We start from the raw sequence: 23,060 nt of genomic DNA on the forward strand, positions 1-23,060 counted from the left end.
GCGGCCGCCCGGCGCATACCGGCATCCGCCCTTCGACAAACCCGGGGGCCGGTGCGAGACTGGGCGGACCATGCGATTCATCATCCGTGTCGTCGTCAACGCGTTCGCCCTCTGGGTCGTGACCCTGATCCCCGTCCTGCAGGTGGTGATCACGCCGTTCCCGCCGGGCGAGACGCTGCAGCTGGTGCTGACCCTGCTCGCGGTGGCCGCGATCTTCGCCCTGGTGAACACGATCATCGGCACGGTCGTGAAGGTCATCGCCTTCCCGCTGTACATCCTCACCTTCGGCCTCATCGGCTTCGTGATCAACGGCTTCCTACTGTGGCTCACGGCCTGGATCACGAGCGGCTTCGGCTGGGGGCTCACCGTCGGCCACTTCTGGTGGGGCGTCGTCGCAGCCCTGATCATCTCCGTGATCAACGGCATCTTCGGCTTCATCCTGCGCCCGCAGAGCAAGAGACAGCGCCGCGACTGAGCCTTCATCGGGCCAGCCGTTCGATGTAGGCGTGCGGGTCGCCGGACGGGGGCGGGTCGGTCCGCTCGGCCCGGTAGTCGGTCGCCTCGACGCTCTCCGCCTCCGCGAGCCGCGACCAGAACGCGTCCATGGCCTCGACCCGGGGGTCGCCGGAGGCGTCGACCTCCTCCGCCATCGCGACGTACGACTCCATGAGGTGGGGCGACACCGGATCCGTGGCCCAGTCGCCGAAGTCCTCCCACGGCGCGGGCTGATCGTCCACCGCCGCCGCCGTGAAGCTCTCCGGCGACCCTGTGCCGGCGTGGGAGCCCCCGCCGGCGAGCACGCCGACGAGGTCGTCGGTGTGCCGGAACGCCGACAGCGTCTGATCCTCTGCAAGGGACGGCTCGACGGGACTCCCCGCGGTGATCTGCACCCTGACGTCGTACTCGCTCCCCATCGCGAGGTGCGCCGCGATCATCCCGGACTGCGAGTGGGCGACGACGTTCACCTCGTCCCCCGGCTCCACGCCGGCCGCGGCGAGCGCGTCGAGAGTCGCCTGATACGAGGCCGACCGCTGACCGGTGTAGAGCTCGACGTTCGACTTCATGTCCCAGGGCTCGGCGCCCCCGACACCCGGGCTCTGCGTGCCCTTGAGGTAGACGAGGTAGGTGGGCGGGCCCTCCTCGAACGTGTACTTCTCGACCCGGATCTGCGCATCGGGCGCCTTCGCGAAGCCGCGGAACGCATCGGCGAAGCCGGCCGGCGCCGTCGTGCGCGCGGTCGCCACAGCGGTCACCGCGACGGCATCCGCCGTGCCGGAGAGCGTGGCGCCCGGCGGGATCCTCCCGCGGCCCGCGAAGGTGCCGATGCCCGCCGCGGCGAGGAAGAGCGGAGTCATGAGGCCGTGCCAGGTCGACTGGTCCGCCATCCCCTCGTAGCGGTCGTCCTTCCAGCCCTCGACGAGCATCGCGGCCATCGGTGCGATGCGCTCGTCGGAGGCGACGAGCTGCTCCATGCGCAGCCTCAGGTCGTCGGGGAAGGCGGCGCCTTCGAGGTCGGCGGCCGCCTGCAGCTCGACGTACTCGTACACGTCGGCCATGAGCAGAGTGCCCGACGTCGCCTCCGCGCACTCGTCGCGCAGCGCCCTGATCCTCTGGGCGCTCGACCAGAGACCGCCGCCGGCCTGCGCCGCGCGCTCCGGCGCTTCCGCGACCAGTGCGTGCGCGCGCAGGATCGCGACGTGCGCGTCGTCGTAGTGTCCCGTGACGAGGTCCATCCGGCGGGCGACGTCGCGCAGCGCCCCCGGATCGACCGAGATCGCCCCGCCGTGGTCGATGCTGATGCCGCTCACGGCACGCCGCCCAGTTCGGACCCGCTCCCGTGCACGGCGCCGATCGCGGCGAGGGTGCGATCCTGGAACTCGGCCAGCTTCCGATGCAGCGCCGAGATGCCGTCGGACCGCCATTCGGTGTCAACGCCGAGGGAGACGAGCAGCCCCGTGGCGGCATCCAGCGCCTCGCACGCGTCGGACAGCACGCTGCGCGCGACGGCCACCTGCCAGGCCTGATCGGTGACACCGCCGGTCGCGGCGGATGCGAAGGAGTACATGGCGACAGCATCCGCGATCCGCGCTGCGCTGTGCGGCCGGATGCCGCGGGATCCCCGGGGACCGCGCACTACCCGCCGCATCCGTCGCCTGTGCAGAAGGGTTCGGCGTCGCGGGAACCTCGGACGACCGGCAGAATGGTCAGGTGACGTCCCCGGATCCCTTCCGCGTGATCTTCGTCTGCACGGGGAACATCTGCCGCTCCCCCATGGCGGAGGTGGTGTTCCGCGAACTCGCGGAGCGGCAGGGCCTGGGCTCGCGCATCGTCTCCCGGAGCGCCGGCACGGGCGACTGGCACCTCGGCGAGCGCGCCGACGAACGCACTCTCGACTCGCTCGCCCGACGGGGCTACGACGGCTCCCAGCACCGGGCGAAGCAGTTCACCACGGCATCCTTCGCCGACAACGACCTGGTCGTCGCCCTCGACCGCACCCATGAGCGCATCCTCCGCGAGTGGGCGCACGACGAGGACGAGGAGGGCAAGGTCACCCTGCTGCTGGCCTTCGACCCCGACGCCTCCACGCAGGACGTCCCCGACCCCTACTACGCGGGCACGGAGATGTTCGATGCCGTGCTCGGTATGATTGAGGCGGCGACCCGCGGCCTGTTCCGCCAGCTCGAACCGGCCCTTCGCGCCCCTCGCACGCCCCGCGCCTAGGGGCCCGATCAGGAGGACTCCCCTGACTTTCCAGCCCTCGCTCCCGCCGCAGCCCCTGAGCCCCCTGGACGGTCGCTACCGCGGCGCCGTCACCGGACTCGCCGACTTCCTCTCCGAGGCGGGCCTGAACCGCGCCCGGGTCGAGGTCGAGGTCGAGTGGCTGATCGCCCTCACCGACCGCTCCCTGTTCGAGACCTCCCCGCTGTCGGATGCCGACAAGGAGCGCCTGCGCGCCCTGTACCGCGACTTCGGGCAGGCCGAGATCGACTGGCTCGCCGAGAAGGAGGCCGTCACCCAGCACGACGTGAAGGCGATCGAGTACCTGGTGCGCGACCGCCTGTCGACGCTGGGCCTCGACGCCATCGCCGAGCTGACGCACTTCGCCTGCACCAGCGAGGACATCAACTCCGCCTCCTACGCGCTCACAGTGAAGCGCGCGGTCGAGGAGGTCTGGCTGCCCGGTCTCGACGCCGTCATCGCGAAGCTCCGCGAGCTGGCCGTCGAGCACGCGGATGCTCCCATGCTGTCCCGCACCCACGGTCAGCCGGCCACGCCGTCGACCATGGGCAAGGAGCTCGCCGTGTTCGCGTGGCGCCTCGAGCGCGTGCGCGGCCAGATCGCGGCGTCCGAGTACCTGGCCAAGTTCTCCGGCGCCACCGGCACCTGGTCGGCGCACCTCTCCGCCGACCCGGATGCCGACTGGCCGACGATCGCCCGCGAGTACGTCGAGGGCCTCGGCCTGGGCTTCAACATCCTCACCACCCAGATCGAGTCGCACGACTGGCAGGTCGAGCTGTACGACCGCGTACGTCACGCCGGCGGCATCCTGCACAACCTCGCCACCGACATCTGGACCTACATCTCGCTCGGCTACTTCGCGCAGATCCCGGTCGCCGGCGCGACCGGCTCATCGACGATGCCGCACAAGATCAACCCGATCCGCTTCGAGAACGCCGAGGCGAACCTCGAGCTGTCGGGCGCCCTCCTGAACTCGCTGTCGCAGACCCTCGTCACCTCGCGCCTGCAGCGCGACCTCACCGACTCGACCACGCAGCGCAACATCGGCGTCGCGTTCGGGCACTCGCTGCTCGCGATCGACAACCTGCGCCGCGGCCTGAACGCGATCTCGCTGTCGCGCGACGTGCTGCTCGCCGATCTCGACGAGAACTGGGAGGTCCTCGCCGAGGCGATCCAGACCGTCATCCGCGCCGAGGTCGTCGCCGGCCGCTCCACGATCAGCGACCCCTACGCCCTGCTCAAGGAACTCACCCGCGGCCACCGCGTCGGGGCTCCCGAGCTGGCCGCGTTCGTGGAGACGCTCGAGATCGGGGATGCCGCCAAGCAGCGCCTGCTCGCGCTGACCCCCGCGACCTACACCGGCATCGCGGAGCGGCTCGCGAAGTAGGGCCTCCGCCTTCTCGATCGACCCCGTGCCGGCATCCGGTGCGGGGTCGATCCGTCTCCGGCGCGTGCGGGCGTGGTCAAAACGCATCCTGAATCGCAGAATCGGATGCTTTTCGGCCGCCGCAGCGCACGGGCGTCCCCGGCGCCCGTGCGTTGGTCAGAAACGCATCGCGCGAGGCGGAACTGGATGCTCTTCCGCCCTGCGCATGAGCACGAACGACGCGACGCGGAACACGGCGTCAGACGCCGGCCTCGCCGGAGTGCTCCTCGACGGTGTCCCGAGGCATGAACAGCGCGGCGAGCAGCGTGAGCACGGCGACCACGGCGGCGCCGACGAACACCCAGACGGATGCCGAGACGATCGTCGCGGGATCGCCGGGGCCGGCGCCCTGGGCGATCACGGCGTTCGAGATCGCGCCGAAGACGGCGACGCCGACGGCGCTGCCGGCCGAGCGGGCGAAGGCATTCATGCCGGTGACGGCGCCGCGCTCGCCCCAGCCGACGGACGCCTGCGCGGCGATGAGGGTCGGCGCCGCGCTCCAGCCGAGGCCGAAGCCCAGCACGAAGGCGATGGCGGCGACCGAGAACGGATTCGGCCAGGGCGAGACGATCGCGAGGGCCACCGCCGCGACCGTGGTGATCGTCATGCCGACGAGCGTGGTGCGGCGGAAGCCGATCCGCAGATACAGGCGGCCGGCGTTCGCCGCCGAGATCGGCCAGCCGAGGGTGAGGGCGGCGACGGCGAGCCCCGACAGCAGCGGGGCGATGCCGATCGAGCCCTCGAGGTACGCCGGGGCGAAGCTGGTCACGCCGGTCATCAGGGCGCCGATGCCCAGCGAGACGATCGTGGTGCTGAGGATGAGCGGCCGCGCCGCGAGCCGCAGGTCGACGATCGGCTCGGCGGCTCGGCGCTCGACGAAGCCGAACGCGAGGAGCGAGAGGATGCCGACGCCGAAGCAGAGCGCGCTGGGCAGGGAGATCCACGCCCACGCGTTGCCGCCCTCGAGCATGCCCAGGATGATGCCCGTGAGGCCGACGGTGAGCAGCGCCGCCCCTGCATAGTCGATGCGGTGCCGCTGCGTCTGCTTCTGCTCGTGATACCTCCGCAGCAGCATCCATCCGGCGATGAGGCAGAGCGGGACGTTGACCCAGAAGATCCAGCGCCACGCGTCGAGCTGCGCGAAGATGCCGCCGAGGGCCGGGCCGACCACCGAGGAGATCGCCCACACCGAGGCGATGTAGCCCTGGACCTTGGCGCGCTCGGCGACCGTGTAGATGTCCCCCACGATCGTCATCGACATCGGCGCGACGGCACCGGCGCCGAGCCCTTGGATGAGGCGGAACGCGATGAGCGCCGGCATGCTCCACGCGAGGCCGCAGAGGATCGAGCCCAGCAGGAACAGCGCGATGCCGAGCAGGATGATCGGCTTGCGCCCGACCGTGTCGGCGAAGCGCGAGTAGATCGGCACGCTCACCGCCTGGGCGAGCAGGTAGACCGAGAACAGCCACGGGAACTGCTGGTAGCTGCCGAGTTCGCGGACGATGCTGGGAACCGCGGTCGCGAGGATCGTGGCGTCGATCGCGATGAGCCCTGTGGAGAGCATCAGCGCCCCGAGGACCGGTCCGCGCTCCGATCGGAGTCCGACGGAGGCGCGATCGATCGAGGCAGTCACTACAGGGACAAGTCCGTGGTGCGTCGCGGTATTCCGCGCGCTCGGCGACTTCACGGGAAGTCGACGGGCGCGGGGGTCAGGAGGACGCGGGACCCTCGTCCTCGGACTCGGGGTCGTAGAGCACCGGACGGTCGACGGTCTTGGTGACGTCGGCCGGGTCGACGGCGAGGATCAGCATCGCGAGGATCAGCAGCGTGACGATGAACGCGCCGCCGCCGACCACCAGGCCGAGGGCGACCGGGGTCAGGCCCTCGTAGGTGCCGTTCGCGATCGCCGTGTTCACGCGGGCGGTGAAGGCACCGGTCGACACCAGGGTGACCACCATCGCGAAGACGCCGCAGCCCAGCGCGATCCCCAGCAGGTGCAGGGGGCGCAGGATGTCCCGCCGCGTCGGCTTCTCGTCGCTCATCGCTCTCCTCCGAGGTCCGCCGCGGCGGCGCTGTCGTTGTCGGTCGTCGTGGCCGCGGCATCCGCCCGTTTCGGGGTGAGCCCCGCGATGCCGAGGAACACCGCGACGATCGCGGCGTATCCGCCGAACATCCCGACCCCGAGGATGATGCCGGTCAGCACGAACTCCCCGGCGTCCTTGATCGCGTAGGGCTGGGCGAACCCGGCGGGGATCACCAGCAGCAGGATGCCGAGCAGGATGCCGAACCCGCCGACGGCGATCTGGTCGCGCGCGGCCGGGTCGGCGGAGCGCCGGGCGCGCAGGCCCGCGATCAGCTCGACGACCCCGGTGCTCAGCGCCCAGGCGGTCACGACCGCGAAGAAGAGGTCGTCCGTGCGCCACGCGGGGACTCCGGCGGCCATTCCTGCGAGGAATCCGAGGGCGCCGAGCAGCACGTACGGCCAGCGGCCGCCCGCGGGCGCCACCAGCCACGCGGCCAGCACGAGCACGAGCGCGGTCGTCAGGATGAAGCCGCTGAAGACGGACAGGCCGACGGCGGCGGAGTGGTCCGGCGAGAACGTGATCATCAGCGCGGCGGCGGCGGCGAACAGAGCGCGCAGCAGCTGGACGTTGCGCACGGTGAACGTGCGGGCAGGGGCAGACATGACGATCCAGAGTCCTCCGGGGTGTTCCTGCCAGTCTACGCGGGGCGCCGTGACGAGAAGCCGCCGGGACCGTCGTGAGGCCCGCCGGTATCTCCCCAGATGAACCGTCGGGCCTCACGAAGAACGCGGTGCGGGGGGCGTCACCGCGTCAGACCGGTCGAACCGCCGAGTCGGGCACCCGGCCGCGCCGAACCAGTCATCTGACCGCAGCCCCGCAAATCGGTCCCCTGAGATGCGCAGATGTGGTCCTATGCTCACTGTAGAACCGGGTTCTTCACATACCGGAGGGGGTCTGTGATGAGTATGGAGACGGATCCGCGGGGGACGAGGACGGATGCCTTCGCGGCGGCGTTCCGCGATGCGATCAACGCTCGACGCCTGACGCTCGCCCGTCTGCACGAGCAGCTCCGTGCCCGGGGGAACAGCGTGTCGATGGCGACGCTCAGCTACTGGCGGTCGGGGGCGCGGCGCCCGGAGGGGGCGCAGTCGCTTGCCGCCCTCGTCGACATCGAGCAGCTCCTCGACCTCGACGACGGGGCGCTCACCCGGCTGCTGGGGGCGAGCAGCCGCACGGGGCCGCTCGGCCCGGTGCAGTTCCCTGTGGACGCCGAGGATCTCGAGCGCGCCGTCCGCGCCGCCTACGCCGCGCTCGGCGCCCGCTACCCGAACGCCTCGCGGGAGGTGACGACGCACTCGGTCAGCGACGTGGATGCCGCAGGCAACGTCTCGGTCACCGCGATCCGCAGCGTCGTGCAGTCGACGACGGGCACGGTCACCGGCATCCCGTTCCTGGAGATGACGCCCGGGGTGCGGAGCCCTGCTCCGATCGTCAGCGCCGTGTCCGGAGGGCGGATCTCACGGCGCTACTCGGACCCCCAGGGCGAGGTGCACGGCGGACTCTTCGAGCTCGACCGTCCGCTCACCGCACCGGACACGGCGGTGGTGGAGTGGTCGGTGGAGTACCCGCCGGGCTATCCGCCCACGCGCGACACCGGGCACGCCGTGTCCCGGCAGTGCCGCGAGCTGCTGCTGTGGACGCGGTTCCACCCCGACGCCCTCCCCGACTGGCTGGAGGAGCGCGTGGAGACGCCGTCGGGACTCACGGTCACGCCGCTGACCCTCGACGGACGCACCTCCGTGCATCAGGTTCGTCGCGCGTTCGGCCCCGGCACCCTGTCGCTGCACTGGGGATACGGCGAGCGCCCCGACTGATCCGTCAGGGCCGGGCGCCGGTCGCCACCGGACGGCCCGGGGTGTTCGACCACTGGCTCCAGGAGCCGGGGAACACCTTGGCGTCGATGCCGACCTCCGCGGCGATGAGCGCGGTGTGCGCGGCGGTGACGCCCGAGCCGCAGTACGCGGCCACCGGCGTACCAGGGGTGACGCCGACGCTCGCGAAGGTCGCCCGCACGGCGTCGTGGTCGAGGATGCGGCCGTCGGCGTCGAAGTGCAGCACGGTGGGGAGGTTGTGCGCCCCGGGCACGTGACCGGCCACGGGGTCGAGCGGCTCGGTCTCGCCGCGGTAGCGCTCGGGGGCGCGGACGTCGAGCAGCACCCCGGATGCCGGGAACGCCGCCGCCTCATCGATGGAGATCGCGTCGGCGCCGATCTCGGCGAGGACGACGTCGCCCGGCTCGGGAACGACATCATCGGCGGAGACTTCGAGGCCTGCGGCCTTCCACGCGCGGATGCCGCCGTCGAGGACCCGCACGTCGACACCGGCCTGACGCAGCAGCCACCACGCGCGCGCCGCCGAGACGCCCTTCGCGTCGTCGTAGGTGACCACGCGGTCGCCGTCGTTCACGCCCCATCGCCGCGCCGCGGCCTGCAGCGTCGCGGTCGACGGCAGCGGATGGCGCCCCTCGGCGGGCTCGCCGTGCGTGGAGAGCTCCTCGTCCAGCGGGACGTACACCGCACCGGGGATGTGCCCCTCCAGGTATTCGCCCCGCCCGTCCGGCCGATCCAGCCGCCAGCGCACGTCGATCACGCGCACATCCGGCTGCGTCAGGAGTTCCTTCAGTTCGGCGACGGTCACGAAGTGGCTCATGGTCCGAGGCTACCGACCCGGCGCCGGCATCCGCTCCCGTCGCCTGCAGACCTGACACGTGCAGGTCCAGAGCACGGATGCAGGTCGGTTCGGGCCCTGTCAGCCTGCATCCGTGTTCTCGACCTGCATCCGTAGGCTCGAGGCGCGGATGCACACGCGCGCGGATGCCGGCGGGCAGTACCCGACGGATGCCGCGGCGCGGCCGGATAGGCTCGATGAGGCAGCGTCGAGGAGGGACCGCGATGTCCACTCGTCTTCGCTGGATGCGATTCCGGCCGCAGGAGCTCGCGCTCATCGCGATCACCGCGGTCTGGGGCAGCACGTTCCTGCTCGTGCACTGGGCCATGGAGCACGCGGGTCCCTAGTTCTTCGTCGGCATCCGGTTCCTCATCGCCGGAGCGATCAGCGCGGTCATCTTCCGGCGCGCGCTGCGCGGCATCCGCTGGCGGGACGTCGGCGCCGGCGTCGCGATCGGCGCGATGATCCACCTCGGCTACGGTCTGCAGACGGTCGGCCTGCAGACGATCGACTCCAGCACCTCGGGGTTCATCACCGCGATGTACGTGCCGCTGGTGCCGTTCGCGCAGTGGGCGGTGTTCCGCCGGCGCCCGCCCGCGATGGCGTTCGTCGGTGCGGGCCTCGCCTTCGCCGGGCTCATCCTCATCGCAGGTCCGGAAGCTCTCCTCACGCTCACCCTCGGCCGGGGCGAGATCGCGACCATGATCGCGACCCTGCCGATCGCCGCCGAGATCATCCTCATCAGCGTGTTCGCCGCCCGGGGCGTCGACCTCGGACGGGTGACGATCATCCAGCTGTTCGCGGCGGGGCTGCTCGGCATCCTCACCATGCCGGTCGTCGGCGAGGGCGTCCCCGAGTTCTCCTGGGTGTGGCTCGGCGCCGCCGTCGGGCTGGGCGCCGCGAGCTGCCTCATCCAGCTGACGATGAACTGGGCGCAGAAGTCGGTGTCGCCGACGCGCGCGACGATCATCTACTCCGCCGAGCCGGTCTGGGCCGGCGTCGTCGGGCGCATCGCCGGCGAGCGGCTGCCCGTGCTGGCACTGGTCGGCGGCGGGCTCGTGGTGCTCGGCATCCTCGCCAGCGAGCTGAAGCTCGTGCGGCGGCGCGATCCCCTCCGGGAATAGACGCGCGCGGGGCTCGTGTTGCACCGAGCATGATTGAAACTTCAACCGTCGTTCCGGTCGCCACCGAGCGGACCCGCGTGCGCGTGCCGATGCGATTCGCAGACGGCTACGCGACGACGGCGGACGTGGTCACCTTCGACGGACTCGTCGACGGCCGCGAGCATCTGCTGCTCGGCCTCGGCGACTGGCAGGGCGCCCTGGAGCGCGCGGCCGACGGAGGCGACGCCCCGCTCGTGCGCCCGCACAGCGAGTGCCTCACCGGCGACGTCTTCGGCTCGCAGCGCTGCGACTGCGGACCCCAGCTGCGCGAGGCCGTGGAGCGGATCGCCGCCGACGGCGGCTTCCTGCTGTACCTGCGCCAGGAGGGCCGCGGCATCGGCCTGTACGCCAAGCTCGACGCCTACGCCCTCCAGGACTCCGGCCTCGACACCTACGAGGCGAACGTCGCCCTCGGCCACGGCGAGGACGAGCGCGACTACACCGCCGCCGCTCAGATGCTGCAGGCGGTCGGCGTCGACAGCATCCGCCTGCTGAGCAACAACCCCGACAAGGCGGTACAGCTCCACGGCCTCGGCATCCGCGTCGCCGAGCGCGTGCCCACCGGGGTGCACCTCTCCGAGGCGAACACCCGCTATCTGCAGGCCAAGCGCGACCACACCTCGCACACGCTCGACCTGTCCGCCGCGTGATGAGCGAGCGGCGGCTCGACGACGCCGAGATGGCGGCGTGGCTGCCGACCATCCGCTTCGTCCAGCTGCTGCCGCAGGTGCTCGACCGCACGCTGAAGGCCGAGGCCGGGATCAATCACGCGCACTACGCGATCCTCGTGATGCTCGCAGGTTCCATCGGGCAGCCGGTGACGATGACGGAGCTCGCCCGGACCGCGGGCCTCAGCCGCTCGCGGCTCAGCCACGCCCTCGACTCGCTCGAGGAGCGCGGGTGGGTGGAGCGCACGAGCTGCAGCAGCGACAAGCGCACGCTCACCGCGCGGCTGACGGGTGCCGGCCTCGAGCTGCTCCGTGCCGCGGCCCCTGTGCATGTGGCGCAGATCCGCGAGCTCGTGCTCGATCCGCTCAGCCCCGAGGAGCGCGAGCAGCTCGGCAGCATCCTCGGGAAGCTCCTGCCCGGGGTCGCCGCGGCGCTGTAGGTCGCCGGCCGCCGCTCGCTCCCCGCGCCCCGGCTCGGGAGGAGGAAGCGCGCTCGGGAGGACGGATGCCGCGTGGAGCTCAGCCCGAACGTGCGAACCCCTCCCGAGCCGGGGCGTGTCCGCCCGATTCTGCTCTGAGCAGAACCGGTGGAGCAGCCCGGTATCGCGGAGTTAGCGTGAGTCATGGCCGACATCGTCCCGTTCCCGCGCGCACCGCGCCGTCCGTCCGATCCCGAGCCCCTCTGGCGCCAGCTGCTCGGCGACCAGCTGCGCCGTCGGCGCCACGACCGCGAGGAGACCCTCGGCGAGGTCTCCGAGAAGGCCGGCGTCTCTCCGCAGTACCTGTCCGAGGTCGAGCGCGGGCTGAAGGAGCCGTCCAGCGAGATGATCGCGGCGATCGCCGGCGCCCTCGACACGAGCCTCATCGAGCTGACCAGCGCGGTCGCCGACGAGCTGCGGTCGACGGCGGTTCCGGCATCCGCTGCGGTGTCCGCCGGCCGCGGGGCCTTCGCCCTCGCGGCCTGAGCGGCCGGCCGGTCGCCGGGCGGCTCTGCTCAGGCCGCGCCCCGCTCCCCCAGCACGGTGTCGATGAGTCCGTAGTCGAGGGCCGCGGATGCCGTGAACACGCGGTCCCGGTCGGTGTCGGCGCGCAGCTCCGCGACCGTGCGACCGCTGTGCCGCGCGAGGATCGCCTCCATGTCGGCGCGCACCCGCACCACCTCGTCGGCCGCGAGGATGAGGTCGGGGATCGCGCCGCGGGACTGCCCAGCCGGCTGGTGCAGCACGATGCGCGCGTGGGCGAGGGCCGCACGCTGCCCCGGGGCGCCGGCGGCGACGAGGAGCGCGGCGGGGCCGATCGCCTGGCCGACGCAGGTCGTCGCGACCGCCGGGCGGATGTGCTGCATGGTGTCATAGATCGCCAGCGCCGCGCCGGGGTCGCCGCCCTCGCTGTTGATGTAGAACTGCACGGCGCTCTCGGGGCTGTCGGCGTCGAGATGCAGCAGCTGTGCGATCAGCGCGTTGGCGACGCCGGCGTCGATGCCGGTGCCGAGGTAGATCACCCGTTCGGCGAGCAGGTGCGAGTACACGTCCATGACGCGCTCCCCGCGCGGATGCTGAGCGATGACGTTCGGGATGGTGTAGCTGCTCATGCGTCCACCCCCAGCCCGACCCGCGCGCGTCTGCGCGGCATGATGTCGGCCGGCGAGCCGACGATCTCATCGATGAAGCCGTATTCCTGCGCCTGGGTCGCCGTGTACCAGCGGTCGTGCAGCGAGTCCTCGAAGATGCGATCGACCGGCTGTCCGGTGTCCTCGGCGATGAGGCCGAGCACGGTGTCGCGCATGTGCCGGAGGTCGCCGGCCTGCACCTCGATCTCGACCGCGGAGCCGCCGATGCCCGCAGACCCCTGATGCATGAGGATGCGCGCGTGCGGCAGGGCCCGTCGCTTGCCCGGGGTGCCCGCGGAGAGCAGGAACTGCCCTGCGCTGGCGGCGAGGCCGAGCGCGAGGGTGGAGACGTCGTTCGGGATCAGCCGCATGATGTCGCGGATCGCGAGCATCGAGGGGACGGAGCCGCCGGGCGAATGGATCCAGAGGGCGATGTCGGCGATCGGGTCCTCGGCCGACAGCGTGAGCAGCTGCGTCATCAGCAGCGTGCCGTTGTCGTCGTCGAGGGCGCCGTCGAGCACGAGGATGCGCTCGTGGAACAGCGCGCGGCGGGCCTCCGGCCCGAAGTGCGGGATGGGGTTCTCTTCGCTCATGTCCTCAGCATCCGACGCCTGTGATCGGGTGGGGTCGTTCTCCGCTGTGAGCGGCTCCGCCCTGAGCGGATGCCGTCGCGGACGCCGCCTCCGGAGCGGGTTCCGAGCCGGCTCCGGAGCGGGTTCCGAGCCGGCTCCGGAGCCGGGTCGGAGACGAAGAACCGCCCCTTCACGACGCGCCTTGTGGGCGTGTGATGAAGGGGCGGCCGGGCTGGGGAGCCCTCTGGGGATATCTCAGGCGGCGAGCGCGAGGGCGCGCCGGTGGCTCACGCGGTGACCGACCCAGAATCCGATCGCGATGAGACCGGCCAGGGCGATGCCGAGCATCCAGGGGAGCATCGACGGGGCCGCCCCGGCGATGGCGGTGGCGAGCGTGCCGGAGCCGTCGGCGATGAGCCCGTTGCCCTCGGCGAGGTCGGCGGCGCCGGCCTCGAGCTCGTCCCCGCCGGCCGCGAGGTCTCCGGTGCCCTCGGCGACGGTGGCCGCGCCCTCGGAGAGGTCGCCGACTCCGGCGCTGAGGTCGGACGCGCCGGTCTGCAGCGTCGCGGTGCCCTCGGCGAGCTTCGTCGCGCCCTCGTCGAGGGCGGTCGCACCGGAGCTGAGCTTCGCCGTGCCCGACTGCAGGGAGGAGGCGCCCGCAGAGAGCGTCTGCAGGCCGCCGGAGAGGTTCGCGGCACCGGCGGAGAGCTGGGTGGTGCCGTCCTTCAGCTTCTGGGCGCCGACGACGAGGGCCGGGGCTCCCTTCTCCGGGTTGATGAGGGCGACGGTGCCCGGCCACTTGTATGCGGGGTCGCCGTTGACGAGCGCGTGGGCGCCACCGGCGAGGCGATGTGAGGCGTCGAGAGCGGCGAGAGCTCCCCCGGCGAGTTCCGGGGCCGCCGCGGCCGCGGGCGCGATCCCGTCGACCTGCTTGTCGAGGCCGGCGGCGAGCATCGCGAGTTTGTCGATCTGGCTGCCGTCGACGCCGTCCGCAGCCGCCATCTGTGCGAGCGCGTCGGCGAGCTGCTGCGCGTTCGCGGGGGCGCCGCCGGCGGCACCGACGATGGCCTTGGCTGCGTCGGGAGAGGACAGCGCCTGAAGCTGGGGCACCTTCGCGGCTGGGATGGCCGTATCGACCTTGGTCTGGAACTCGATCGCGCCGGCGAGCAGCCCGTTCGCGAACTGATGCGCACCGGCGACGCCCGCCGACAGGCCCTTCGCACCGTCGAGAACCCGCTGCGCCCCGGCATCCGCCTCGAGGAGCTTCCCGGACAGCAGCTGCGCCCCCGACCACGCGTTCTGCGCGCCGCTGCTGAGCTTCCCGGCTCCGGCCGCCGCGTTCCACGCCCCGGCGGAGAGGGTGTCCGCGCCCGCGGCCAGCGAGGCCGCGCCGGCGGCAGCGGTCTGCGCACCGGTGGCCACCTTCGCCGACCCTTCGTGCGCCTTGGTCGCCCCGGCCGCGAGGTCCTCGGTGCCGTCGGCGAGCTCGTCAGCCCCCGAGGAGAGGTCCTCGGCGCCCGCCGCGAGCTCGGCCGATCCGTCGCTGGCCGCGGTCGTACCGTCGGCGAGCTCGGAGGCCCCCGCCGCGATCTTGCCGGTGGTCAGGAAGAACAGGGTCACCATCGCGGCCAGCAGCAGGCTGAGCACGATCACGGCGATGCGCATGCCAAGGCCATGTGCGTGGGGTGTTGCACTCGTCATTGAGTCTCCAGGGGTCGGTGGCGTCGTTGCCACCGGCGAGTGTACGAGTGCGCTCACAGCCCGCCTTCAGGTTTGCCGCTCGAAACCAAGTCTCAGTCGGATTGAAACTCAGTTCCTTGTGGCGATCTCACAAATCGGATTGACCGGGAGTCAACAACATCACCGCGCGGCGTGGAGCCGCTCCTCCAGGAGAGCCGGGGCGGCATCGGCCTCGGGGAGCGCTGAGAAGGCCCGCTCGAGGTCGGCGATGAGATCGTCGACGTTCTCCAGCCCGATCGACAGGCGGAGGACATCGGCACCCGGCCGCGCCTCGGGCGGCACCGGCCGGTGCGTGAGGGCTGCCGGATGCTGGATCAGCGAGTCGACCCCGCCGAGGGAGACCGCGTGCGTGAACAGCTCGGTCGCCGTCGTGACGGCGGATGCCGCGGCGAAGCCGCCCTGCATCCGCATCGCGATCATCGCGCCGGTGCCGCGCATCTGCCGCTCCAGGATCCCGTGCGGGTCGCCGTCGAGGCCCGGATAGAACACCTCGGCGACCTCGGGCCGGTCGATGAGCCACTGCACGACCCGGCGGGCGCTCTCCTGCTGCGCCCGCATCCGCACCGGCAGGGTGGTGAGGCCGCGGTGCAGCAGGTAGGCGCCGAGCGGATGCAGCAGTCCTCCGGTGACCGCGCGGACGCGGCGCAGCGCCTCGGCCGTCCGCTCGCTGCAGGCGACGACGCCGGCGATCACGTCGCCGTGCCCGCCGAGGTACTTCGTCGCGCTGTGCAGCGACATCGCGGCCCCGAGATCGATCGGGTTCTGCAGCACGGGGGTCGCGAAGGTGTTGTCGACGACGACGGGCGCCTCCCCCGCCTGCGCGACGATCGCCGCGATGTCGGCGATGTCCAGCGTGGGGTTGGCCGGGGTCTCCACGACGACGAGGCCCGTGTCGGGGCGGATCGCCGCGGCGACCTCACCCGGCGCGCAGTACGTGGTCTCCACGCCGAGCAGCCCGGAGCCGAGCAGGTGGTCGGTGCCGCCGTACAGCGGGCGCACGGCCACGACGTGATGCTTCCCGGCCGCGGGCCCGTGGGCGAGGATCACCGCGGTCATCGCCGCCATCCCCGAGGCGAACGCGACAGACGCCTCCGCATGCTCGAGCTCGGCGAGCGCCTCCTCGAAGCGGGCGACCGTGGGATTCCACAGCCGCGCGTAGACCATGCTCCCGTCCGCCGGCGGACGACCCCCGGTGGCCATCGCCTCATAGGAGTCCCCGCCGCGCTCGATGTCGGGCAGCGGATTCGTCGTGGAGAGGTCGATCGGCAGCGCGTGCACCCCGAGCGCCTCCAGGTCGGAGCGGCCGGCGTGGACGGCGAGGGTGTCAGGATGCAGCGGTGCAGTCATGCCTCCACGTTGCCGGAATCCCAATGCAGGCGCTGAGAATCGACAGCATCCGCCAGTTTTTGCAGCGAGATCGCTATTCTGAGCGAAAAGCGGCATCCGAGGAGGGATGACATTGGCGAAAGCGCAACTCGACGAGCTCGATCTGGAGATCCTCGCGGCCCTGACCCGGGATGCCGAGATCACGAACAAGGCGCTCGCGCACCGGCTGGGCCTCGCCGAGTCGACCTGCGCCCACCGCGTCCGGGCGCTGCGCGAGCGCGGGGTCATCCGCGACACCCGCATCCGGGTGGACGGCGCCGCCCTCGGCTTCCCGCTGCAGGCGATCATCAAGGTGCGCCTCGCGAATCACACCGGCCCGAAGGTCACCGCCCTGTTCGACGCGCTCGTGAGCATCCCGCGGGTCCTGCAGGTGTTCCACGTCGCCGGGGTCGACGACTTCCTCGTGCACGTCGCCGTGCAGGACGCGACGGCGCTGCGCGACATCGTGCTCGAGCACATCACGATCCACCCGGTCGTGCGCGGCACCGAGACGCAGCTCGTGTTCGAGCTCCGCGACGGCAGCGGCCTGCTGTCCCGGTAGGCAGCGAGGTCGGATGCGCAGAGCCGCGCAGCGCGCTCAGGCCGCCTTGGCCGGCTTCGACCGCGCCAGGGTGGACACCGCGCCGGTGAGCGCGGCGCCGACCGTCGGACGCGCGGGCGCGCCCGACGCGACCGGCGCCTCCGGGACAGCCGCCGCACCCGAGGCCACGGGCACATCCGAAGCCGCCAGGACACCCGGAACAGCCGCGGCGCCCGAGACCTCCGTCACAGCCGGCACAGCCGCAGGGACCGGCGCAGCAGCGGCCGCCTGCGCACGACGCTCCGCCGCGAGACGGCGAGACGCCTCGCGCCCCGGCGCCGTCGCGTCGGCCAGCCCTCGCACCACTCCGCCGGCGATCAGCAGGGCGACGAGCGCCACCCCCGAGATCAGCAGCGGCATCCACTGGTTCGCGAACCCCGCGGCGAGCGTGAGCACGGCGCACGGGATCCAGAGCCCGACCGCACCCCCGCTCAGCCCGCCCGCACCGCGCACGATGGCCACGGCTGCGACGATCGCGCACAGCACGGCCAGGACCGCTCCGGTCACTCCGATCGGCACCAGCACCGATGCCAGATCACTGGCCACCCTCATAGACGTCATGACGACCCCCCGTCAGCGGACTCTCCGCACCCTCAACACTACGAAGTGTCGGCGGCTGCGGCATCCGTCTCGAGGATGATGTTCCAGAACTGTGACGCGCCGTTCAGCGCCGCTTCAGACGCGAGAGGGGCGACCGGCGGATGATGCGCACCGGCCGGGTGACGACGGCGTCGACGACCATCGATCCGTCGACAGGGCCGACGATCGCGATCGTCGAGGTCTCGGTCGCGTGCACGGGGTCGACGGGCATGCGCCCGAGGTCGCGGTGCGCGCGGATGTAGGCGGGCACCAGCAGCACGATCGCGCCGACCCAGGCCAGCGGATTGCTGAGGGCGACACCGGTGAACTCGATCAGCGCACCGAGGATCACGGCGGCGGCGACGCGCATCACCAGCTCGATCACCCCGGTGACGGTCGGCACCAGCGTGTGCCCGAGCCCCTGCAGCGCACCGCGGAGCACGAACAGCACGCCCAGCGCCCAGTAGCCGCAGCCGTTGACGATGAGCATGAGGTGCGCGAGGTCGACGACCTCGTCGGCGCCCTCGCCGATGAACAGGCGGATCATGGGCACGCCGAAGACGATGAGCAGCACGCCGAGCGCGATGCCCGCACCCGCGGCGATCCACGTGGCCTCGATCACGCCGCGGCGGATGCGGTCGGGCCGGCGACCGCCCAGGTTCTGCGCCGCGTACATGGAGACCGCGAGTCCCACCGACGACAGGAAGGCCACCGCGAGGCTGTCGACGCGGGATGCCGTCGTGTATGCGGCGACCGCGTCGGCGCCGAGCGTGTTCAGCGCGACCTGGACCGTGAGCGTGCCGATCGCGATGATCGACGCCTGGAAGCCCATCGGCAGGCCGAGACGCAGGTGCTCCGCGAGGTCGGCGCGGGTGATGCGCCAGTCGCCGCGGCCGAGGTGCAGCACCGGCATCCGCCGCCGCACGAACTCGAGGCAGAGGAGCACCGACACGGCCTGCGCGACGACGGTGGCGAGCGCCGCGCCGGCCACGCCCCACGCCAGCGGCCCGACCATGAGGATCACGAGCACGACGTTCAGCGCGCAGGACACGGTGAGGAAGATCAGCGGTGTGCGGGAGTCTCCGATGGCGCGGATGATCGCGGAGAGGTAGTTGAAGAACATCGTCGCGCCCGCGCCGATGAAGCTGATCTGGGTGAACACCGTCGCCTCGGCGAGCAGCTCCTCCGGGGTCTGCAGCAGCACGAGGGTCGCCTCGGAGATGAGCGGCGCCACGATCGTGAGCACGACGCTGGTCACGCCGGTGAGCAGCACGCCGGTCGCGACCGATCTGCGCACGGCGGCATCGTCGCCGGCCCCGTACGCCTGGGCGATCGGGATCGCGAAGCCGCTGGTCAGGCCCCAGGCGAAGCCGAGCAGGAGGAACAGGAGGCTGCCGGTGGCCCCGACCGCGGCGAGCGAGTCCACGCCGAGATGCCTGCCGACGACGATCGCGTCGGCGAACTGGTACAGCTGCTGCACGACGTTGCCGATGAGCAGGGGGACGGAGAAGGCGAGGATGACACGCCACGGGCGGCCCGTGGTGAGGGTGGTGGCCATGAGGAAGCGGCTCGCAGTGCTGGTGGGGCTGGTCGGGGGTGGGACGAGTTTATCGAATCGATTCGGGAAAGCGATATCCCCGCGGTGGCCATCGTCGGCGGCGACCAGAGCGCCCGCGTCGGCGCTGGCTTCGAGTCTCGAATCGGATCGACCATCAGAATAATTCACCCTCGAAATGAGCACCAGCATCACCCTTGAAATCTCAGGCCACCGTGCACGCCAGATCACGAAAAGATCACGGCCCCTTGACTTCGAGTCTCGAACTCAAGGAAAGTGTCTCGAGCGAATCCCGATCCGAACGGGATTCCCGGCGTCGACAGGGACGCGCCATTTCACAGCGAAGGAGCTCGGGATGAAGAATAAGCATGCGATCGCCGCACTCGGCCTGGTGGGTGCGCTCGCACTCGCCGGCTGTGGCGGAGGCGGTGCAGGATCCGCCGGCGGCGGGTCCGAGGGATCGGGCGAGAAGAGCGACATGCTCATCGGCGTCTCGATGCCCACGGAGACCTCGGAGCGCTGGATCGCCGACGGCGACGCGGTGCAGGAGGGCCTCGAGGAGGCCGGCTACCAGGTCGACCTGCAGTACGCGGGCGACGACATCCCCACCCAGGGTCAGCAGATCGACCAGATGATCACCAAGGGCGCCGACCTGCTCATCATCGCCGCGATCGACGGCACGGCGCTGTCCTCGCAGCTCGATGCCGCCGCCGCCGCGAACATCCCCGTGATCTCCTATGACCGCCTGATCCGCGACAGCGAGCACGTCGACTTCTACGTCACCTTCGACAACTACAAGGTGGGCGTGCAGCAGGCGACCTCGCTGCTCGTCGGCCTCGGAGTCCTCGACGCCGACGGCAAGGAGACCGGCGAGAAGGGCCCGTTCAACGTCGAGCTGTTCGCCGGCTCGCTCGACGACAACAACGCGCACTTCTTCTGGCAGGGCGCCATCGACACCCTCCAGCCGTACCTCGACGAGGGCGTCCTCGCGGTGCCGTCCGGTCAGACCGACATCGAGCAGGCGGCGATCCTGCGCTGGCAGCAGGAGACCGCGCAGAAGCGCATGGAGGACCTGCTGACCTCCACGTACAGCGGCGGCACGAAGCTCGACGGCGTGCTCTCGCCCTACGACGGCCTCTCCCGCGGCATCATCACCGCGCTGCAGGGCACCGGCGGCTTCGGCGCCAGCATCGCCGACGGCCTGCCGATCGTCACCGGTCAGGACGCCGAGATCGCCTCGGTCTCGCTGATCGACCAGGGCGTGCAGTTCGCGTCGATCTTCAAGGACACCCGCAAGCTCGCCGAGCAGTCCGTCGTGGCCGCGGAGTCGATGCTCGAGGGCGACGAGCCGGAGGCGAACGACACGGAGACCTACGACAACGGCGTGAAGATCGTGCCGTCGTACCTGCTCCAGTCCGACATCGTCTACAAGGAGAACATCACCTCCCTCCTCGTCGACTCCGGCTACTGGACGCAGGCCGAGGTCGACTCGGGCGTCGCAGAGTAGTCCCCTGAACAGCGGGGTGCGCCGCCGCGGCGGCGCACCCCGCAGCTGGACGGAAGGAATCCGGTCATGACGACACCGCTTCTGGAGATGCGCGACATCGAGAAGAGCTTCCCGGGGGTGAAGGCCCTCCAGGGCGTCAGCCTCGACGTGAGCCGCGGCGAGGTCCTCGCCATCTGCGGGGAGAACGGCGCGGGCAAGTCCACGCTCATGAAGGTGCTCTCCGGGGTGTACCCGCACGGCACCTACGAGGGCGAGATCATTCTCGACGGCGAGGAGGCCCAGTTCGGCTCGATCGCCGACTCAGAGCAGCGGGGGATCGTGATCATCCATCAGGAGCTCGCGCTCATCCCCTACCTGAGCGTCGCCGAGAACATCTTCCTCGGCAACGAGCGCCGCGGAGCGGGTGGTCTCATCGACTGGGATCGCGCGAACGCCGAGGCCGCACGGCTGCTCGCCCAGGTCGGACTCGACGAGAACCCGGCCACCCCGGTCGGGCAGCTCGGGGTCGGCAAGCAGCAGCTCGTCGAGATCGCCAAGGCGCTGTCGAAGAACGTCCGCCTGCTCATCCTCGACGAGCCGACCGCCGCACTGAACGACACCGACTCGGAGCATCTGCTCGATCTCATCCGCCGGCTCCGCGACGGCGGGATGACGTCGATCATCATCTCCCACAAGCTCAACGAGATCGCCGCCATCGCCGACCGCACCACGATCATCCGCGACGGGAAGTCGATCGAGACGCTCGACATGAAGGACCCTGCGTCCACGCAGGAGCGCATCATCCGCGGGATGGTCGGCCGCGACCTCGCGCACCGCTACCCGGAGCGCACGCCCGACATCGGCGAGGAGGTCCTGCGCATCGAGAACTGGAGCGTGCAGCATCCGACCCAGCCGGGCCGCGTGATGGTGGAGGACGCATCGCTGACCGTGCGCGCCGGCGAGGTCGTCGGCATCGCCGGGCTCATGGGCGCCGGCCGGACCGAGCTCGCGATGAGCGTGTTCGGCCGCACCTACGGCCGCCACGCCACCGGCCGGGTGCTCGTGCGCGGCAAGGAGGTCGACACGTCGACGACGAGCGCGGCCATCCGCGCCGGCATCGCGTACGCGACGGAGGACCGGAAGAAGTTCGGCCTGAACCTCATCGACGACATCCGCCACAACATCACCATGGCCTCGCTGCGCATGATCAGCCCCGGTGGCTGGATCGATGCGAACCGCGAGCTCCAGGTCGCAGAGCGCTATCGCGCCCAGATGAACATCAAGACCCCGTCCGTGCTGCAGATCGTGGGAAACCTGTCCGGCGGCAATCAGCAGAAGGTCGTCCTGAGCAAGTGGATCGAGACGGAGCCCGACGTGCTCATCCTCGATGAGCCGACCCGCGGCATCGACGTCGGCGCCAAGTACGAGATCTACACGATCATCAACAAGCTGGTCGCCGAGGGGAAGGGAGTGCTCGTCATCTCCTCGGAGCTGCCCGAGCTCCTCGGCATCTGCGACCGCATCTACACCCTGGCCTTCGGCCGGATCACCGGCGAGGTGCCGGTCGCCGAGGCCACGCAGGAGAAACTCATGCAACTCATGACTGTCGAAAGGACGGCCGCACGATGATCGGCGTCACCAACCTGTTCAGCATCGCGACCCGCAACCTGCGGCAGAGCGGCATCCTCGTCGCGTTCGTCGCCATCGTGGCGTTCTTCGCCGTCCTCAACCCGGCCTTCCTCTCACCGGGCAACCTCACCAACATCGTCCTGCAGTACTCGTACATCCTCATCCTCGCGATCGGCATGGTGATCGTGATCATCGCCGGCCACATCGACCTCTCGGTCGGCTCCGTGGTCGCGCTCACCGGGGCCACGGCCGCGGTGCTGGTGATCCGGATGCAGCAGCCGTGGTGGGTCGGGGTGATCGCGGCCCTCGTCGTGGGCCTCCTCGTCGGCGCCTGGCAGGGCTTCTGGGTCGCCTTCGTCGGCATCCCCGCGTTCATCGTCACCCTGGCCGGGATGCTCCTCTTCCGCGGCCTCACCTTCATCGTCCTCAGCAACGTCTCGCTCTCCCCCTTCGGCGGGACCTACTACTCGATCGCGAACGGGTTCTTCAACGGGCTGCTGGGCGGCTACGGCGTCGACGTGTTCACGCTGGTGATCTTCGGCATCGGCATCGCCGGCTACGCGGTGTGGCAGGTGCGCGGGCGCCGCTCGAAGATCGCCCACCAGCAGTCCGTCGAGGCGCTGCCGTGGTTCATCGCGAAGATCGCCCTCATCGCCGCGGTCGTGATGTGGTTCGGCTACCAGCTGGCCACCAGCCGCGGCCTGCCGTTCGTGCTCATCATCCTCGCGGTGCTGATCATGGCCTACGCGATCATCACCCAGAAGAGCGTGTTCGGGCGTCACGTCTACGCGATCGGCGGCAACCTGCACGCGGCCCTGCTCAGCGGCGTCAACGTGCGCAGGGTGAACTTCTGGATCTTCGTCAACATGGGCCTGCTCGCGGGCATCGCCGGCGTCGTCTTCTCCTCGCGCACCAACGGAGCCCAGCCCGGCGCCGGCAACATGTTCGAGCTCGACGCCATCGCGGCCTGCTTCATCGGCGGCGCGGCGGTCACCGGCGGCGTCGGCCGCGTCGGCGGCGCGATAGTCGGCGGCCTGATCATGGCGGTGATGAGCAACGGCATGCAGCTCATGGGTCTCGACCAGGCCACGCAGCAGGTGGTCAAGGGGCTCGTGCTGCTGATCGCGGTCGCATTCGACGTGTGGAACAAGCGCCGAGCCGGCGCCGCACGCTGACC

Annotated in this window: 25 protein-coding genes; 13 read left to right on the top strand and 12 right to left on the bottom strand. The window is 70.9% G+C overall.

Going from position 1 to position 23,060, the window contains the following annotated elements:
* The first annotated feature begins 70 nt into the window (after nucleotides 1-70).
* The gene (locus G6G98_RS10770) at nucleotides 71-475 is read left to right on the top strand and encodes a phage holin family protein (protein ID WP_067348200.1); all 405 of its coding nucleotides are present in this window, start codon (nucleotides 71-73) and stop codon (nucleotides 473-475) included.
* Between the two features lie 4 nt (nucleotides 476-479).
* Here the strand turns inward: G6G98_RS10770 and G6G98_RS10775 are convergent, their stop codons facing one another.
* Together G6G98_RS10775 and G6G98_RS10780 are read right to left on the bottom strand one after the other, a co-directional pair.
* Nucleotides 480-1,808, bottom strand: coding sequence for a hypothetical protein (locus G6G98_RS10775; RefSeq protein WP_164234577.1), 1,329 nt, complete (start codon nucleotides 1,806-1,808; stop codon nucleotides 480-482).
* A complete protein-coding gene (locus G6G98_RS10780) occupies nucleotides 1,805-2,065 on the bottom strand; it encodes a hypothetical protein (RefSeq protein WP_164234576.1) in 261 nt (86 codons plus the stop codon). Before G6G98_RS10780 ends, G6G98_RS10775 begins: the two co-directional genes overlap by 4 nt.
* A 206-nt stretch (nucleotides 2,066-2,271) precedes the next feature.
* Here G6G98_RS10780 and G6G98_RS10785 point away from each other — a divergent pair, with 206 nt between their 5' ends.
* Complete coding sequence (locus tag G6G98_RS10785) at nucleotides 2,272-2,721, top strand: low molecular weight protein-tyrosine-phosphatase (RefSeq protein WP_243842097.1); 450 nt, start codon at nucleotides 2,272-2,274, stop codon at nucleotides 2,719-2,721.
* 22 nt (nucleotides 2,722-2,743) lie between these two features.
* Nucleotides 2,744-4,126: an adenylosuccinate lyase gene (gene purB / locus G6G98_RS10790; RefSeq protein ID WP_164234715.1), complete on the top strand. Its 1,383-nt coding sequence runs from the start codon at nucleotides 2,744-2,746 to the stop codon at nucleotides 4,124-4,126.
* Nucleotides 4,127-4,364: 238 nt separating this feature from the next.
* Here the strand turns inward: purB and G6G98_RS10795 are convergent, their stop codons facing one another.
* The 3 genes from G6G98_RS10795 to G6G98_RS10805 all read right to left on the bottom strand — a co-directional run bounded on the left by G6G98_RS10795 (nucleotide 4,365) and on the right by G6G98_RS10805 (nucleotide 6,851).
* On the bottom strand, nucleotides 4,365-5,798 hold the full coding sequence (locus G6G98_RS10795) for an MFS transporter (RefSeq protein ID WP_208321468.1): 1,434 nt from the start codon (nucleotides 5,796-5,798) through the stop codon (nucleotides 4,365-4,367).
* A 76-nt stretch (nucleotides 5,799-5,874) separates the two neighbouring features.
* Nucleotides 5,875-6,207, bottom strand: a complete 333-nt coding sequence (locus G6G98_RS10800; RefSeq protein WP_164234575.1) for a hypothetical protein — start codon at nucleotides 6,205-6,207, stop codon at nucleotides 5,875-5,877.
* Complete coding sequence (locus G6G98_RS10805; protein ID WP_164234574.1) at nucleotides 6,204-6,851, bottom strand: acyl-CoA synthetase; 648 nt, start codon at nucleotides 6,849-6,851, stop codon at nucleotides 6,204-6,206. Before G6G98_RS10805 ends, G6G98_RS10800 begins: the two co-directional genes overlap by 4 nt.
* 297 nt (nucleotides 6,852-7,148) lie before the next feature.
* Between G6G98_RS10805 and G6G98_RS10810 the strand changes: the two genes are divergently transcribed.
* Nucleotides 7,149-8,063, top strand: a complete 915-nt coding sequence (locus G6G98_RS10810) for a hypothetical protein (protein WP_164234573.1) — start codon at nucleotides 7,149-7,151, stop codon at nucleotides 8,061-8,063.
* 4 nt (nucleotides 8,064-8,067) lie between these two features.
* Here G6G98_RS10810 and G6G98_RS10815 read toward each other — a convergent pair whose 3' ends face one another.
* Nucleotides 8,068-8,898: a sulfurtransferase gene (locus G6G98_RS10815; protein WP_164234572.1), complete on the bottom strand. Its 831-nt coding sequence runs from the start codon at nucleotides 8,896-8,898 to the stop codon at nucleotides 8,068-8,070.
* A 242-nt stretch (nucleotides 8,899-9,140) separates the two neighbouring features.
* Between G6G98_RS10815 and G6G98_RS17220 the strand changes: the two genes are divergently transcribed.
* The 5 genes from G6G98_RS17220 to G6G98_RS10835 all read left to right on the top strand — a co-directional run bounded on the left by G6G98_RS17220 (nucleotide 9,141) and on the right by G6G98_RS10835 (nucleotide 11,712).
* Nucleotides 9,141-9,263, top strand: a complete 123-nt coding sequence (locus tag G6G98_RS17220; RefSeq protein ID WP_279587591.1) for a hypothetical protein — start codon at nucleotides 9,141-9,143, stop codon at nucleotides 9,261-9,263.
* 12 nt (nucleotides 9,264-9,275) lie between these two features.
* Nucleotides 9,276-10,040 carry a DMT family transporter gene (locus tag G6G98_RS10820; protein ID WP_279587592.1) on the top strand — a complete coding sequence of 255 codons (765 nt, stop codon included), beginning with the start codon at nucleotides 9,276-9,278 and terminating at the stop codon, nucleotides 10,038-10,040.
* 29 nt (nucleotides 10,041-10,069) lie between these two features.
* Nucleotides 10,070-10,729: a GTP cyclohydrolase II gene (locus G6G98_RS10825; RefSeq protein ID WP_164234571.1), complete on the top strand. Its 660-nt coding sequence runs from the start codon at nucleotides 10,070-10,072 to the stop codon at nucleotides 10,727-10,729.
* On the top strand, nucleotides 10,729-11,187 hold the full coding sequence (locus G6G98_RS10830; protein WP_067348237.1) for a MarR family winged helix-turn-helix transcriptional regulator: 459 nt from the start codon (nucleotides 10,729-10,731) through the stop codon (nucleotides 11,185-11,187). The genes G6G98_RS10825 and G6G98_RS10830 overlap by 1 nt, the downstream gene beginning before the upstream one ends.
* Nucleotides 11,188-11,370: 183 nt before the next feature.
* Nucleotides 11,371-11,712, top strand: a complete 342-nt coding sequence (locus G6G98_RS10835) for a helix-turn-helix domain-containing protein (protein ID WP_067348240.1) — start codon at nucleotides 11,371-11,373, stop codon at nucleotides 11,710-11,712.
* A gap of 29 nt (nucleotides 11,713-11,741) precedes the next feature.
* Here G6G98_RS10835 and G6G98_RS10840 read toward each other — a convergent pair whose 3' ends face one another.
* From G6G98_RS10840 to G6G98_RS10855, 4 genes are all read right to left on the bottom strand, one after another.
* Nucleotides 11,742-12,338, bottom strand: coding sequence for a ClpP family protease (locus tag G6G98_RS10840; RefSeq protein ID WP_164234570.1), 597 nt, complete (start codon nucleotides 12,336-12,338; stop codon nucleotides 11,742-11,744).
* The gene (locus tag G6G98_RS10845) at nucleotides 12,335-12,949 is read right to left on the bottom strand and encodes a ClpP family protease (RefSeq protein ID WP_067348246.1); all 615 of its coding nucleotides are present in this window, start codon (nucleotides 12,947-12,949) and stop codon (nucleotides 12,335-12,337) included. Before G6G98_RS10845 ends, G6G98_RS10840 begins: the two co-directional genes overlap by 4 nt.
* A gap of 234 nt (nucleotides 12,950-13,183) precedes the next feature.
* Nucleotides 13,184-14,593, bottom strand: a complete 1,410-nt coding sequence (locus G6G98_RS10850; RefSeq protein WP_164234569.1) for a hypothetical protein — start codon at nucleotides 14,591-14,593, stop codon at nucleotides 13,184-13,186.
* A 195-nt stretch (nucleotides 14,594-14,788) separates the two neighbouring features.
* A complete protein-coding gene (locus G6G98_RS10855) occupies nucleotides 14,789-16,015 on the bottom strand; it encodes a trans-sulfuration enzyme family protein (protein ID WP_164234568.1) in 1,227 nt (408 codons plus the stop codon).
* 106 nt (nucleotides 16,016-16,121) lie between these two features.
* On the opposite strand from G6G98_RS10855, the gene G6G98_RS10860 reads away from it, so the two are divergent.
* The gene (locus G6G98_RS10860) at nucleotides 16,122-16,595 is read left to right on the top strand and encodes an Lrp/AsnC family transcriptional regulator (protein WP_164234567.1); all 474 of its coding nucleotides are present in this window, start codon (nucleotides 16,122-16,124) and stop codon (nucleotides 16,593-16,595) included.
* A 36-nt stretch (nucleotides 16,596-16,631) separates the two neighbouring features.
* Here the strand turns inward: G6G98_RS10860 and G6G98_RS10865 are convergent, their stop codons facing one another.
* Together G6G98_RS10865 and G6G98_RS10870 are read right to left on the bottom strand one after the other, a co-directional pair.
* A complete protein-coding gene (locus G6G98_RS10865; RefSeq protein WP_164234566.1) occupies nucleotides 16,632-17,180 on the bottom strand; it encodes a hypothetical protein in 549 nt (182 codons plus the stop codon).
* Nucleotides 17,181-17,298: 118 nt separating this feature from the next.
* Nucleotides 17,299-18,771, bottom strand: coding sequence for an MATE family efflux transporter (locus tag G6G98_RS10870; protein ID WP_164234565.1), 1,473 nt, complete (start codon nucleotides 18,769-18,771; stop codon nucleotides 17,299-17,301).
* Nucleotides 18,772-19,123: 352 nt separating this feature from the next.
* Here G6G98_RS10870 and chvE point away from each other — a divergent pair, with 352 nt between their 5' ends.
* The 3 genes from chvE to mmsB all read left to right on the top strand — a co-directional run bounded on the left by chvE (nucleotide 19,124) and on the right by mmsB (nucleotide 23,058).
* Nucleotides 19,124-20,275, top strand: a complete 1,152-nt coding sequence (gene chvE / locus G6G98_RS10875; RefSeq protein WP_164234564.1) for a multiple monosaccharide ABC transporter substrate-binding protein — start codon at nucleotides 19,124-19,126, stop codon at nucleotides 20,273-20,275.
* A gap of 66 nt (nucleotides 20,276-20,341) precedes the next feature.
* Nucleotides 20,342-21,883 carry a multiple monosaccharide ABC transporter ATP-binding protein gene (mmsA, locus tag G6G98_RS10880; RefSeq protein ID WP_067348267.1) on the top strand — a complete coding sequence of 514 codons (1,542 nt, stop codon included), beginning with the start codon at nucleotides 20,342-20,344 and terminating at the stop codon, nucleotides 21,881-21,883.
* Nucleotides 21,880-23,058, top strand: coding sequence for a multiple monosaccharide ABC transporter permease (mmsB, locus tag G6G98_RS10885; RefSeq protein ID WP_164234563.1), 1,179 nt, complete (start codon nucleotides 21,880-21,882; stop codon nucleotides 23,056-23,058). Before mmsA ends, mmsB begins: the two co-directional genes overlap by 4 nt.
* The last annotated feature ends 2 nt before the right edge of the window (nucleotides 23,059-23,060 follow it).

The sequence above is a fragment of the Microbacterium hydrocarbonoxydans genome, from assembly GCF_011752045.1.
Classification (GTDB): domain Bacteria; phylum Actinomycetota; class Actinomycetes; order Actinomycetales; family Microbacteriaceae; genus Microbacterium.

Excerpts from the sequence above, each read along its gene's own strand:
- G6G98_RS10870 (WP_164234565.1), bottom strand. The coding sequence starts at position 18,771 with ATGGCCACCACCCTCACCACGGGCCGCCCGTGGCGTGTCATCCTCGCC.
- G6G98_RS10780 (WP_164234576.1), bottom strand. The coding sequence starts at position 2,065 with ATGTACTCCTTCGCATCCGCCGCGACCGGCGGTGTCACCGATCAGGCC.
- G6G98_RS10840 (WP_164234570.1), bottom strand. The coding sequence starts at position 12,338 with ATGAGCAGCTACACCATCCCGAACGTCATCGCTCAGCATCCGCGCGGG.
- G6G98_RS10835 (WP_067348240.1), top strand. The coding sequence starts at position 11,371 with ATGGCCGACATCGTCCCGTTCCCGCGCGCACCGCGCCGTCCGTCCGAT.
- G6G98_RS10825 (WP_164234571.1), top strand. The coding sequence starts at position 10,070 with ATGATTGAAACTTCAACCGTCGTTCCGGTCGCCACCGAGCGGACCCGC.
- G6G98_RS10850 (WP_164234569.1), bottom strand. The coding sequence starts at position 14,593 with ATGCGCATCGCCGTGATCGTGCTCAGCCTGCTGCTGGCCGCGATGGTG.
- G6G98_RS10800 (WP_164234575.1), bottom strand. The coding sequence starts at position 6,207 with ATGAGCGACGAGAAGCCGACGCGGCGGGACATCCTGCGCCCCCTGCAC.
- G6G98_RS10785 (WP_243842097.1), top strand. The coding sequence starts at position 2,272 with ATGGCGGAGGTGGTGTTCCGCGAACTCGCGGAGCGGCAGGGCCTGGGC.
- G6G98_RS10830 (WP_067348237.1), top strand. The coding sequence starts at position 10,729 with ATGAGCGAGCGGCGGCTCGACGACGCCGAGATGGCGGCGTGGCTGCCG.
- G6G98_RS10815 (WP_164234572.1), bottom strand. The coding sequence starts at position 8,898 with ATGAGCCACTTCGTGACCGTCGCCGAACTGAAGGAACTCCTGACGCAG.
- G6G98_RS17220 (WP_279587591.1), top strand. The coding sequence starts at position 9,141 with ATGTCCACTCGTCTTCGCTGGATGCGATTCCGGCCGCAGGAGCTCGCG.
- G6G98_RS10810 (WP_164234573.1), top strand. The coding sequence starts at position 7,149 with ATGAGTATGGAGACGGATCCGCGGGGGACGAGGACGGATGCCTTCGCG.
- G6G98_RS10845 (WP_067348246.1), bottom strand. The coding sequence starts at position 12,949 with ATGAGCGAAGAGAACCCCATCCCGCACTTCGGGCCGGAGGCCCGCCGC.
- G6G98_RS10855 (WP_164234568.1), bottom strand. The coding sequence starts at position 16,015 with ATGACTGCACCGCTGCATCCTGACACCCTCGCCGTCCACGCCGGCCGC.
- mmsA (WP_067348267.1), top strand. The coding sequence starts at position 20,342 with ATGACGACACCGCTTCTGGAGATGCGCGACATCGAGAAGAGCTTCCCG.
- G6G98_RS10860 (WP_164234567.1), top strand. The coding sequence starts at position 16,122 with ATGACATTGGCGAAAGCGCAACTCGACGAGCTCGATCTGGAGATCCTC.
- mmsB (WP_164234563.1), top strand. The coding sequence starts at position 21,880 with ATGATCGGCGTCACCAACCTGTTCAGCATCGCGACCCGCAACCTGCGG.
- G6G98_RS10805 (WP_164234574.1), bottom strand. The coding sequence starts at position 6,851 with ATGTCTGCCCCTGCCCGCACGTTCACCGTGCGCAACGTCCAGCTGCTG.
- chvE (WP_164234564.1), top strand. The coding sequence starts at position 19,124 with ATGAAGAATAAGCATGCGATCGCCGCACTCGGCCTGGTGGGTGCGCTC.
- G6G98_RS10770 (WP_067348200.1), top strand. The coding sequence starts at position 71 with ATGCGATTCATCATCCGTGTCGTCGTCAACGCGTTCGCCCTCTGGGTC.